The organism is Shewanella frigidimarina (assembly GCF_003797125.1).
In the GTDB taxonomy this organism is placed as follows: Bacteria; Pseudomonadota; Gammaproteobacteria; order Enterobacterales; family Shewanellaceae; genus Shewanella; species Shewanella frigidimarina.
The window spans coordinates 365,398-378,154 of record NZ_RKKE01000001.1 but is presented as its reverse complement, the minus strand read 5'-3'; the positions used below and the strand labels follow the sequence as shown (position 1 = coordinate 378,154).

The following is a 12,757-nucleotide window of genomic DNA, read 5'->3' as shown; positions in this document are numbered from 1 at the left end:
TTGAAAGCAAGATACATAACTCATTTATACCCCATTCCTTGCTAGGGATGCCAATTCGCCGATTTCAACTTACTGAATAATTTTCAGTCTATTCGGGTAATAAAGGTTTGCTCGTCATCCACAAAAGCTACAAAGCCGCCGTGATAGATAAATACCCGACCACGCCCCTCAACTAAGCAGGCAAGCTGTGGGTTCAAATCTTCTTCGTTACCCTGTCTTTGATATGTGCCGATATCGGTGATTACGCCGCTGAGAGTAGGCAAATATCTATAAGTTCGCTTTGCTTGATCAACCAGGTTCAATTCGCTGGCGGTAGAGAAGCAAGAGGGTATCGTACCGGCTTCTTCGATAAACATAGTTTTCAGTTCTTCAAAAGCTGTGATCACTAGCCAGTCGATGCCGTTAACATGATGGATAAACATTGAGTTTCTCGGTAATTCTGATGCGGAGATTTTAACATTATCAGGGGCAGAACGTAGTAGAGATTTAGTAATTATGTGCAATTTACGGTCATTCACTAGGCCACCTTGAAACACGTCTTTGCCCCAAAGCTTGTTTAGGTTATGGCCTGCGGCCACTAACGTCGTGGCGCTTCACCCACACCAGACCAAAAGGAAACCAACGGCTGTTCCCTCTTGGATCACCCCGCCGCCCCGCAACATTTTCAAACAGCGAAAAGGTCGCAATGGGGTAGATCCAGCTTTTGACTTTATTGGGTAACTGCCTCAGCCTTATTCGAAAATGCTACCGCTTCCGATAGGCCATCCATGGCCACCGAAAGCTAGCCTGACGTCCTGTCGGGCTCACGCTATTTTCTTCAACGGCCTCAAGTTCAGAGTTGAATTTGTCCCTTTTAAAGTCAGTATATCTGACACGTTTATTGCCCCAAAACGTGTCAGCAAGGTATATCTGGGTAAACTCATAACCGGGCAATATAAAAGCTATAATATCGAAAACATTTCTTAAATATGCAATTATAACAAAAGATTAGCCAAGGTGTGGTATAAAAAATGACTACCGTAAAAAAGCAAATTTCTATAGAATAAAACATACAGATTAAAGTTAGATATGGCATCGCCCAGATCTAACAAGCGATTTATGCGTCGCAAACAGCGCAACGCATAAATACTAAAACGTTAACTGTAAAAGGAGCTTGTCATGCAGTATAAAAACACTCAGCTTGGAATCGCGATGCTTTCTGTTATGGGAGTTGTAACATTAGTGCTTATCTTTGCTTCGGTAACTCAACCTACCGAACCGATTGGATTTGCTTATTTAATTGTAGGTTTGGTTTCAATTCTTTTTTCAGCATTAACAATCAAAGTTGAAGATGGAGAGATAAAATGGTTTTTTGGCCCAAAATTTTGGAATAAATCAATAAAGATATCTGAAATTGAGTCTGCGCAAGAGATAAGAACAAAATGGTACTATGGGCTTGGAATTCGGTTAATCTCAACCGGATGGTTATATAATGTTTCTGGTCTAACGGCTGTTGAATTAAAACTTAAAGATGGCACAACGGTTTGTCTGGGTACAAACGATCCAAAAAATTTAATAAAGGCTATTAAGCAAAGTAGTTAACTTGTGCTCGTTCCTTGCTATTTCCCGCCTTTTACAGTGCTCGTTACTAACTCGTTTCTGTCCAAAAACGAGTTATTCTTAGCTTTCAAATGCCCAAATTCAACTCTGAACTTTAGGTCGTTGAAGAAAATGACGTGAGCCCAGACATGGATGTCTGGCTAGCTTTGGAGGGGAAGGGACGCCCCATCTGAAGCGTTAGCATTTTCGAATAAGGCCGAAGAACACTAAGATGAAGTTAAAAGCTGGATCAATTTCCGTCGCGACCTTTTCGTTCTTCAGAAAATGTTGCCGGAACGGCAGGGGTGATCCAAGAGGGGATTGCTGTTGATTCCCTTTTGGCCTGTGCAGGGTGGAACCTTGCGATCTTACTTCAAACGAAGTTTGAAAAGTCTGGTGTGGGCGAAGCGCCACGACGTTAGTGGCCGTAGGCCATAAAAAGAACAAAGGTTGACCCTTTTGCCAACCCATAGCAAATCCATCAACCTATAGCAAATCCTTCATCCTATGATAAAACATTCCAGCTGCAAGCAATGGCGATCGCAACATTGGTCCGCCTGGGAAGGTCATGTGTTTTATGTCATTAAACACATCAATACGTTGTGATTGCTGACTAATGGCTTCAGCAATTAATCTTGCTGCCATATGCGTAGCATTTACCCCATGTCCGGCATAGGCTTGAGCAAAGTAGATGTTGGCTGCATCAGGTAAACGGCCTATTTGCGGCATGCGGTTGGCGCCGATACCCATCATGCCGCCCCATTCATAATCAATTTTGATACCTTTTAATTGTGGGAACACTTTTTCAAGATTAGGTCTTAACTCGGCTTCAATGTCTTTTGGGTCTTTACCAGAATAAGTACATAAACCACCAAACAATAAACGGCGGTCTGCTGATAAATGGAAATAGTCTAACGCCACGCGCATATCGGCAAATGCCATGTTTTGCGGGATGATACTGGCACATTGTTGCTCAGTTAATGGCTCTGTAGCTAATAAATAAGTACCAGTGGGTAGCACTTTCCCGCCAAGGAAAGGGCTTAATTTATTGCCGATATAACCATTACCTGCCATGACTAGATAGTCACAAGTTACTTCGCCTTCAGCGGTAATGACTTTGGGTTTAGTGCCTTTAATGATTTTTTCTGCGGCGCTGTATTCAAATAATTGTGCGCCAAGTTCGCGGGCGACACGCGCTTCGCCTAGGGCTAAATTAAGTGGGTGCAAGTGTCCGCTGCCCATATCGACCAAGGCGCCTTGATAAAAGTCTGAACCGATAACTTCACCAATTTGTGAACGATCAAGCAGCTTGATTGATTTTTGATAACCTTGGTCTTGCAGATCTTGAAATTCTGCCGCTAAATCATCCATGTGCCTTGGCTTTACGGCTAAATCACAATAACCCATGTGTAAGTCGCAATCGATTTTGTGCTCGGCAATGCGCTCGGTGACAATATCAACCGCTTCAAAACCCATTTGTTGAATCGATTTTACACCTTCATCACCAATTTCATTTCGAAATTGGCTCGCGTCATGGCCGATCCCACGGATAAGTTCACCACCATTTCGGCCAGATGCGCCCCAGCCAATACGTTTAGCTTCGAGCAATGCAACACTGTAACCGCGTTGTCTGAGTTCAATAGCGGTATTAATCCCGCTAAATCCACCGCCGACAATACACACATCGACAGTAATGTTTTCGGTTAGCTTGGGATGCTGATAAAGCTCTTTGGCGGTCGCAACATAAAAGGAGTCTGGGTAGTGTTGGCTATGAATTGGGGATTTATGCGACATAAAAGCTCCAAGCTATTGATTATAATTGTAATAATAACTTTAAAATGAATAGTTAGATGCAATGTAAGCCATCTATGGTGTGCATTTTATTTAACACTTATTTGGTGTAAAATACAATTGCTTTGATTTAAGTAAGTTATCATGCTTAATGGATACAGATTTTTGGTAAAGTGTTAATAATCTGCAACACTTTAACAGCAGGATATTGGTCAACATTTACTAGGAGAACGAATTTGGATATTGGTACAAGCCTAAAAGCTGTTCGTAAATTGAAAGGATTATCTCAACGTGAGTTAGCCAAGCGTGCAGGGGTTACCAACAGTACAATTTCAATGATTGAGAAAAATAGTGTTAGCCCATCAGTGAGTTCACTTAAAAAGGTACTCGCAGGGATCCCGATGTCCTTAGTCGATTTTTTCTCTATTGATGATGGCTCTATCGGTGACCAAAAAGTGGTTTATCGAGGTAATGAGTTACTGGACATCGGTACTGGCGAATTAGTCTACAAGCTTATTGGTCGTGATTACCCAAACCGTGCGATGTCGGTAATGAGTGAAACATATCCTGTCAATGCTGATACTGGCGCTGAAATGCTGCAACATAAGGGTGAGGAAGGTGGCATCATTATAGAAGGCAAGCTTGAGCTTACTGTTGGCGAAGAGGTTTTTATCCTCGAAAAAGGCGACAGTTACTATTTTAATAGTGAACAACCTCATCGATTTCGTAACCCATTTGATGAACCTTGCAAGCTCACTAGCGCGACTACGCCAGCTGATTTTTAATCATTTCTCATCTCATTTATGTCTGCTTATATCCAATGATTTTATTCAGGGAATAAGGCAAGGTAATCAATCAACCTTGCTATTCCCGCCCCCTAAAAAGATTACCATTTGCTCTATTTTAGTTGTTGTCGTGTAACTTCCTAGCATGAGATTATTGGTTTGTGTAAAGAATATTAAGCAATAAATTCCCTTTTTTTGTGCATTGCCTCCCCATTTTGGCGCATTTTTTAGTGAAATCTAATTAAAGTAACTCGGAATATATTTTTATGTATTACGGTTAATTTAAAGTTACTAGTTTGTTTTTAAAGTGTTTTAATTTATTTTCATTAAAAGTTGTTTTTATCATCAGTTATCCTCTTGCCTAGCTAAAAAAATCCGTGTAGTGTGTGAAAAAATGAACACGTAAAACAATAAGTTCATCACATTCTTTGCTAAAGGTGAGATATGTCTCTGTCAGGTCTTCCCCTCATCGGGGTAGTAGCGTGCAATCAGCAAATTGGTCTTCATCCATTTAACATAGTGGGTGAAAAATATTTATTGAGTGTGGTTAATGGCGCTAAAGGATTCCCCTTAGTTATCCCATCACTTGGCGTCGATGCGCCAATTGAAGCTATTCTTGCTCGTCTCGACGGTATCCTTTTTACGGGTTCACCATCGAATGTTGAACCTCATCATTACCAAGGTCCTGCTAGTGAGCATGGAACCCATCATGATCCTAAGCGTGACGCAATAACTTTACCGCTGATAAAAGCCGCAATTGATGCCGGGATCCCTGTATTAGGTATTTGCCGTGGTTTTCAAGAAATGAACGTAGTGTACGGTGGCAGTTTGTACCAGAAACTACACGAAGTAGGCACGTATATTGAACATCGTGAAGATAAGAAAGCCCCATTAGATGTGCAATATGGTATTTCGCATCCAGTTAACCTGGTTGCTGGCGGGCTCCTTCACGATGCATGGGGCTGTGACACAGCAGAGGTTAACTCTGTTCATACTCAAGGCGTGGAGCGTCTAGGTGAGGGGTTACAGCCAGAAGCATTCGCTCCAGACGGATTAGTAGAAGCATTTTCTGTTAAAAATGCTAAAAATTTTGCATTAGGAGTCCAATGGCATCCAGAATGGAAAGTAACCGAAAATGCATTCTACACTGCAATTTTCGAAGCATTCGGACAAGCCTGTAGACAACATGCGGCAACACAAGTGAGATAAAAATGGATAAGTTAATCGCTTTTTTAAAAGACAAAAAAATTACCGAAGTAGAATGTGTTATCAGTGATATGACTGGTATCGCACGTGGTAAAATTGCTCCAGTAGATAAGTTTGTATCAGAAAAAGGCATGCGTTTACCTGAGAGCGTGCTATTGCAAACAGTCACTGGAGATTTCATTGATGATGAGGTTTATTATCAACTTCTCGATGATGCCGATATCGATTTTGTCTGTGTTCCAGACGAAAATGCCGTGTTTATGTTGCCATGGACTGTTGAAGCTACCGCGCAGGTTATTCACGATTGTTATGATCGTATGGGTAACCCAATTGAATTGTCACCGCGTAATGTGTTGAAGAAAGTACTTAAGCTTTATGAAGATAAAGGTTGGGAACCCGTTATTGCGCCAGAAATGGAATTTTATCTGACTAAACGTTCTGACGATCATGATTTACCACTTAAACCACCTATTGGTCGCTCTGGTCGTCCTGAAGCTGGCCGTCAGTCTTTCTCTATCGATGCTGCTAACGAATACGATCCTCTGTTTGAAGACATGTATGACTGGTGTGAAATCCAAGGGTTAGATATTGATACCTTGATCCATGAAGATGGTCCTGCACAAATGGAGATTAATTTCAGCCATGGTAATGCATTGTCATTAGCCGATCAGGTGTTCATTTTTAAACGCACATTGAAAGAAGCCGCATTAAAGCATGATGTGTGTGCCACCTTTATGGCTAAGCCCGTTACTGATGAGCCTGGCAGCGCGATGCACATTCACCAGAGCGTACTGGATATTAAAACCGGTAAAAACATTTTCACCAAAGACGATGGCACTCAAAGTAAATTATTCCTCAGCTATATTGCTGGCTTACAACAGTACATTCCTGAATTGCTACCGTTAATGGCGCCAAGCGCTAACTCTTTCCGTCGCTTCTTACCGGGGACTTCTGCACCTGTAAACTTGGAATGGGGCGTGGAAAACCGTACTTGTGGCTTGCGTATTCCTGAATCATCACCACAAAATCGCCGTATCGAAAACCGTATTCCGGGGGCCGACGCTAACTGTTACCTCGCAATCGCGGCCAGTTTGTTATGTGGTTATATCGGTATGGTTGACGACTTAAAACCTTCTACACCTGTGACAGGTAAGTCGAACGAAAGCCGTACTAATAACGAAAACTGCTTACCGTTGACCTTAGAAGAAGCCTTAGTGGCGATGCAAAGCAGCGATGCTTGTATTGAGTATTTAGGTCAATCTTTTACCACTGGTTTTGTGGCGGTAAAACAAGCTGAACTTGAAAACTTTAGACGCGTTGTGAGTTCGTGGGAACGTGAGTTCTTATTACTAACGGTGTAATGATGGTTGGGCGCGTTGGCCTACATTATTAATGTATGTGGATAACAACAGATAGCAAATACCAACGGATTTGCTATCTGTTTGAAAGGATACCTGTATGACAAACCCATTATCGACAGATGCGATGAGCCAGCAGCACAAGCTTGAGCGTCTACAAGCTGCAGACAAACAGCATTTTATTCACCCATTTACCGATTCAAAGGGGTTAGCCGTAAAGGGCACGCGGGTGATAGAACGGGCTGAGGGAGTGTATCTGTGGGATGTAATGGGTCATAAACTGCTAGATGGCATGGCAGGCTTATGGTGTGTCAACGTGGGCTATGGTCGGCAGTCAATTGTGGATGCTGTCAGCAAGCAAATGCAAAAACTGCCTTTTTATAATAGTTTTTTCCAATGTTCTCATCCTCCAGCGATTGAATTAGCGCAAAAAATTGCTTCCCTTGCCCCTGCGCACATGAACAATGTGTTTTTTACTGGGTCTGGCTCTGAGTCAAACGACACCAACTTACGCATGGTACGACGTTACTGGGATTTAAAAGGCAAACCAAGCAAGAAAACCATTATCAGTCGGGTTAATGCTTATCATGGTTCTACTGTCGCGGGTGCCAGTTTAGGTGGTATGTCGGGCATGCATGAACAAGGTGATTTACCTATTCCTGGCGTAGTGCATATTGCGCAACCTTATTGGTATGCCGAAGGTAAAGATTTATCCCCAGAAGAATTTGGTTTGAAAACTGCGCAAGCGCTTGAAGCCAAAATTATAGAGCTTGGCGAAGACAACGTTGCTGCTTTTATTGCCGAACCTTTTCAAGGTGCAGGTGGGGTGATTATTCCTCCATCAACTTACTGGCCTGAAATAAAAAGAATTTTAGCCAAATACGATATTTTATTTATTCTTGATGAAGTGATCAGCGGTTTTGGGCGCACCGGAAAGTGGTTTGCCGCTGAGTATTTTGATTTGCAGCCCGACCTTATCACCATCGCCAAAGGCATGACATCGGGTTATGTGCCAATGGGTGGGGTGATTGTGTCAGACAAAGTGGCTGAGGTTATTAAGCAAGACTGCGGTGAATTTACCCACGGTTTTACTTATTCCGGTCATCCAGTTGCCGCAGCTGCTGCATTAGAAAATATTCGTATTATTGAACAAGAAAAATTAGTTGAACGTGTGGCTAATGATACCTCGCCGTATTTACAGTCGCGCTTACAACAATTGGCCGAACATCCATTAGTGGGTGAGGTGCGCGGCGTGGGTTTAGTTGCGGCCATCGAGTTAGTTAAAGATAAATCGTTACGACAACGGTTTGATGCCAACGTCGGCGTTGGAACATATTGCCGCGATGCGTGTATCACCCATGGTTTGGTGATGCGCTCCGTTGGCGACACTATGATTATTTCACCGCCATTGACCATTAGTCATGCTGAGATTGACGAGTTAGTTGCGAAAGCAACGCAGGCGTTAAATGATACTTATCAACACGTAAAAAACATGGGATGACGTCCCGTTACTGAATGATTATTGCAATATAGTGATTTTTTAACCAATTGCATTTCCACGATCTAGTAATCGGAAATGTTTTTGATAAAATTCGCGCTGAAGGAAACAAGTAATGTCGCGTTAACCATACCGATGCATAGTTAAGTTGTAGCATTGGATAATTTCTTTTATTAAAAAGAAGATTTTACACGCTGGTAAGACCTAGCGAAAAAAACGAATGTCAGTACCATTCTGACCATTATCCAACAGGGAGAAAGTATGAAGCTATCAAACAAACTATCCACATTGGCCTTAATTACTGCGGGTGTGTTTTCAAGCACCGCTATTCAGGCTCAGGAAGTGGTTAAAATGTACAACTGGTCGGATTATATTGCCGAAGATACCTTAGCCAATTTTGAGAAAGAAACCGGGATTCATGTCATTTATGACGTGTTTGACAGTAATGAAGTACTTGAAGCGAAATTGCTTTCTGGCCATAGCGGTTATGACATTGTTGTTCCGTCGAATCACTTTTTAGCTAAGCAAGTTAAAGCGGGGGCATTTCAAAAGCTCGATCGCGCTAAGTTGACTAATTATGCCAACTTAAAGCCTGATTTAATGAAACAGCTACAAAAAGCTGATCCGGCCAATGAGCACGCAATTCCGTATTTATGGGGCACTAACGGTATTGGATATAATATCGAAAAAGTGAAAGCCGTATTGGGTGAAGATGCGCCATTTGATTCTTTAGAGCTTATCTTTAACCCTAAGTATGCTGAAAAGATTGGCTCATGTGGTTTCTCGATGCTTGATTCTGCCGACGACATGTTACCTCAAGCTCTGATTTACTTAGGCTTAGATCCAAACAGTAAAAATGCTGCTGATTATGAAAAAGCCGCCGAAGTTCTGGAAAAAGTGCGTCCTTACGTTACTTACTTCCATTCATCACGCTATATTTCTGACTTAGCTAACGGTGATATCTGTGTCGCGTTTGGTTTCTCTGGTGACGTATTCCAGGCTGCTGCACGTGCTGATGAAGCCGGTAACGGTAATAAGATTGGCTATTCTATTCCAAAAGAAGGCGCCAACTTATGGTTTGATATGTTAGCCATCCCACAAGATGCCACTAACGTAGATAACGCCCATAAACTGATTAACTATTTACTTCGCCCTGAAGTGATTGCACCTATCAGTAACTATGTTGCTTACGCTAACCCTAACTTTCCAGCACAAGCCTTAGTTGACGAAGCGATTCGTAACGACCCAGCCATTTACCCACCACAGTCGGTAATTGATAAGTTGTACATTGGCGATATTCGTCCATTAAAAATTCAACGTGTAGTAACGCGTGCATGGACCAAAGTGAAGTCAGGTCAATAACCTAACTCACTAGCACTCAGGGCGAGCCCTCTCGCCCTGTTTTTATAGCAGTATTGATGTATTTATTGGCTAATTTTGCCACTTTAACAGATTGTTACGTGTGCCCAAAAACAGGCTGTTCTGTTGCGGTACGCATACTCCAAAAGGCGGAGCAGTATTATGGTAAACACCTCGAGCGTCACTAATAAACCAACCACAAAGACGCAAGATAAAGTGCTGCTCAAAATTGAGCGTGTCAGCAAACTTTTCGATGATGTGCGCGCAGTAGACGACGTCTCGTTAACCATTAACCGTGGTGAAATATTTGCACTACTGGGTGGTTCAGGTTCAGGTAAATCAACCTTGTTACGCATGCTCGCGGGTTTTGAAAAGCCAACAGAAGGGCGTATTTTTCTTGATGGTGTCGACATTACTGATATGCCACCGTACGAACGCCCTATTAATATGATGTTCCAATCGTATGCTTTATTTCCGCACATGACGGTTGAACAGAATATCGCTTTTGGATTGAAACAAGACAAAATGCCGAAGGCTGATATTGCTGTGCGGGTTAAAGAAATGCTTAAACTGGTGCACATGGACAAATACGGTAAACGTAAACCGCATCAGTTATCAGGTGGTCAACGTCAGCGTGTCGCCTTAGCTCGTTCGTTAGCAAAGCGGCCTAAATTATTATTACTTGATGAGCCAATGGGCGCATTAGATAAAAAGCTGCGTACTCAAATGCAGTTAGAAGTGGTCGATATTTTAGAAGCCGTAGGTGTTACCTGCGTGATGGTAACCCATGACCAAGAAGAAGCCATGACCATGGCCGGACGTATTTCGATTATGCATGAAGGTTGGATTGCCCAAACAGGCAGCCCAATGGACATTTATGAGTCGCCAGCGAGTCGCATGGTTGCAGAGTTTATTGGTACGGTTAATTTATTTGAAGGTGAAATTATTGAAGATGAAGTTGACCACGCGATTATTAAATCGCCGACTTTATCGCAGCAGTTTTACATTGGTCACGGTATTTCAACCAGTCTAGAAAACAAAAATGTATTCTTGGCCCTACGACCAGAAAAAACCATTATTACCCGCCAAAAGCCTGAAAGTGAATATAACTGGGCTCACGGCGTAGTGCATGACATTGCCTATCTTGGTGGTTTGTCGGTGTATTACATTAAGTTAAAAAACAACCAAATTGTTCAATGCTCAATGATTAACCGTGAACGCCGCGCCGATCACCCAACGTGGGAAGACGAGGTTTACATCAGTTGGGAAGACACCAGCGGGGTTGTATTAAACTCATGAAGAATCCATTGAAAATATTCAAAGGCCGACATCTCACCATGGGTATCCCTTACCTATGGTTGTTACTGTTTTTTGCCTTACCGTTCGCCATTGTATTAAAGCTGAGCTTTTCGACTGCTGCGATTGCGATTCCACCGTACGAGCCAACGTTTAATTATGTTGATGAGGCGCTAAATATATTCGTTAATCTGGGTAACTATTTGTTGTTACTGCAAGATTCAATGTATTACATGGCGTACTTAACCTCATTGAAAATGGCATTTGTTGCTACACTTGGCTGTTTGGTGCTTGGTTTTCCGATGGCTTACGCCATTGCCCGCGCCCCCGTAAAAATGCAGGCGGTATTGCTGTTACTGGTGATGTTGCCGTCGTGGACCTCATTTTTGATCCGTGTATACGCATGGATGGGTATTTTAAGTAACAACGGTTTAATTAATAACGCCTTGACTTGGTTAGGGGTTATTTCTGAACCAATCCAAATGCTGAATACTAATTTTGCAGTATATATCGGTATCATTTACGCCTATTTGCCGTTTATGATTTTGCCGCTTTACGCCACCCTAGTTAAATTGGATTTAAGCTTACTAGAAGCCGCTTCCGATTTAGGCTCTAGCAGTATCAATACTTTCTGGAAAATTACTCTGCCATTATCAATGGGCGGTGTAATCGCTGGCTCTATGTTGGTCTTTATCCCTGCCGTGGGTGAGTTTGTTATTCCTGAACTGCTTGGTGGTCCAGACTCATTAATGATTGGTAAGGTGTTGTGGCAAGAGTTCTTTAATAACCGCGACTGGCCAGTAGCTTCATCATTAGCGATTGTGATGCTAGCGTTATTGATTATCCCAATTACTTTGTTCCACCGTTATCAGTCACGCAGCATGGAGAGCGACGTATGAAGAACTTAAGTTTCTCTAAAGTGATGTTGTGGGTTGGGTTGATATTTTTATATGCGCCAATGCTTATTTTGGTCATCTATTCATTTAATGACTCAAAACTGGTTACCGTGTGGGGAGGTTTTTCGCCTAAATGGTATGGCGAGCTATTTCAGGACCAGCAGATATTAAATGCAGTCTGGACCAGTTTACGTATTGCCTTTTACAGCTCCACCATGGCAGTGATTATTGGAACGATGGCAGCGTTTGTGATGACTCGTTTTAGACGCTCATGGGCTAAGTTAACCTTGTCTAACATGATCACCGCACCTTTGGTTATGCCAGAAGTTATTACTGGTTTGTCGTTGTTACTGTTATTTGTACAAATGTCAGAAACCTTTGGCTGGCCCACTGAGCGCGGGATGTTTACGGTATGGATTGCTCACTCTACTTTCTGTGCTGCTTATGTTGCGGTGGTAGTGTCGTCAAGACTGCGTGAACTGGATTTGTCGATAGAAGAAGCCGCGATGGACTTAGGTGCAACGCGATTAAAAACCTTCTTTTTAATCACCATACCAATGATAGCGCCATCACTCATTGCCGGTTGGTTGTTATCATTTAGCTTGTCGCTAGATGATTTAGTGATTGCCAGCTTTACCTCTGGCCCTGGTTCTACAACCTTGCCTATGGTGGTATTTTCGTCAGTTCGCTTAGGGGTTTCACCTAAGATTAACGCACTCGCGACAATTATTATTTTAGCGGTATCTTTAGTGGCTTTCTTGTCTTGGTATTTTGCCCGCCGAGCAGAGAAAAAAGCTAAAATTGCGATGGAATAACAACACTCAATAAACACAATGCAAAAGCCATGCTGATGTCAGTGTGGCTTTTTATTTTCGGTAATCTATTTGCTATATTCTGCTGACACGGGTGTTTAATATATTCGACAAAGTGTCAAAAATTACGCGATTAATGCTAGTTTTTAAATTTGCATAAGTGTAGGATGAGTGAGTT

12 protein-coding genes are annotated in these 12,757 nt (G+C 42.3%); 9 read left to right on the top strand and 3 right to left on the bottom strand.

What is annotated here, in order from left to right:
* Nucleotides 1–83: 83 nt before the first annotated feature.
* Nucleotides 84–422, bottom strand: coding sequence for a cytosolic protein (locus tag EGC86_RS01640; protein WP_123776827.1), 339 nt, complete (start codon nucleotides 420–422; stop codon nucleotides 84–86).
* A gap of 736 nt (nucleotides 423–1,158) precedes the next feature.
* Here EGC86_RS01640 and EGC86_RS01635 point away from each other — a divergent pair.
* Nucleotides 1,159–1,581: a hypothetical protein gene (locus EGC86_RS01635; protein WP_102037497.1), complete on the top strand. Its 423-nt coding sequence runs from the start codon at nucleotides 1,159–1,161 to the stop codon at nucleotides 1,579–1,581.
* Between the two features lie 195 nt (nucleotides 1,582–1,776).
* On the opposite strand, the gene EGC86_RS20840 is transcribed toward EGC86_RS01635, so the two are convergent.
* Together EGC86_RS20840 and EGC86_RS01630 are read right to left on the bottom strand one after the other, a co-directional pair.
* Nucleotides 1,777–2,049, bottom strand: a complete 273-nt coding sequence (locus EGC86_RS20840; RefSeq protein WP_165872320.1) for a hypothetical protein — start codon at nucleotides 2,047–2,049, stop codon at nucleotides 1,777–1,779.
* 15 nt (nucleotides 2,050–2,064) lie between these two features.
* A complete protein-coding gene (locus EGC86_RS01630; protein WP_011638460.1) occupies nucleotides 2,065–3,372 on the bottom strand; it encodes an NAD(P)/FAD-dependent oxidoreductase in 1,308 nt (435 codons plus the stop codon).
* Between the two features lie 233 nt (nucleotides 3,373–3,605).
* On the opposite strand from EGC86_RS01630, the gene EGC86_RS01625 reads away from it, so the two are divergent.
* From EGC86_RS01625 to EGC86_RS01590, 8 genes are all read left to right on the top strand, one after another.
* A complete protein-coding gene (locus tag EGC86_RS01625) occupies nucleotides 3,606–4,154 on the top strand; it encodes a cupin domain-containing protein (RefSeq protein WP_011638459.1) in 549 nt (182 codons plus the stop codon).
* A 444-nt stretch (nucleotides 4,155–4,598) separates the two neighbouring features.
* Nucleotides 4,599–5,363, top strand: coding sequence for a gamma-glutamyl-gamma-aminobutyrate hydrolase family protein (locus EGC86_RS01620; RefSeq protein WP_011638458.1), 765 nt, complete (start codon nucleotides 4,599–4,601; stop codon nucleotides 5,361–5,363).
* A 2-nt stretch (nucleotides 5,364–5,365) separates the two neighbouring features.
* On the top strand, nucleotides 5,366–6,721 hold the full coding sequence (locus tag EGC86_RS01615; RefSeq protein ID WP_011638457.1) for a glutamine synthetase family protein: 1,356 nt from the start codon (nucleotides 5,366–5,368) through the stop codon (nucleotides 6,719–6,721).
* 97 nt (nucleotides 6,722–6,818) lie between these two features.
* The gene (locus tag EGC86_RS01610; RefSeq protein WP_011638456.1) at nucleotides 6,819–8,219 is read left to right on the top strand and encodes an aspartate aminotransferase family protein; all 1,401 of its coding nucleotides are present in this window, start codon (nucleotides 6,819–6,821) and stop codon (nucleotides 8,217–8,219) included.
* Nucleotides 8,220–8,477: 258 nt separating this feature from the next.
* The gene (locus tag EGC86_RS01605) at nucleotides 8,478–9,578 is read left to right on the top strand and encodes a polyamine ABC transporter substrate-binding protein (protein WP_123776421.1); all 1,101 of its coding nucleotides are present in this window, start codon (nucleotides 8,478–8,480) and stop codon (nucleotides 9,576–9,578) included.
* 159 nt (nucleotides 9,579–9,737) lie between these two features.
* The gene (gene potA, locus EGC86_RS01600) at nucleotides 9,738–10,874 is read left to right on the top strand and encodes a polyamine ABC transporter ATP-binding protein (RefSeq protein ID WP_011638454.1); all 1,137 of its coding nucleotides are present in this window, start codon (nucleotides 9,738–9,740) and stop codon (nucleotides 10,872–10,874) included.
* A complete protein-coding gene (locus EGC86_RS01595; protein ID WP_011638453.1) occupies nucleotides 10,871–11,770 on the top strand; it encodes an ABC transporter permease subunit in 900 nt (299 codons plus the stop codon). The genes potA and EGC86_RS01595 overlap by 4 nt, the downstream gene beginning before the upstream one ends.
* Nucleotides 11,767–12,582: an ABC transporter permease subunit gene (locus EGC86_RS01590; protein WP_011638452.1), complete on the top strand. Its 816-nt coding sequence runs from the start codon at nucleotides 11,767–11,769 to the stop codon at nucleotides 12,580–12,582. Before EGC86_RS01595 ends, EGC86_RS01590 begins: the two co-directional genes overlap by 4 nt.
* Nucleotides 12,583–12,757: the final 175 nt, after the last annotated feature.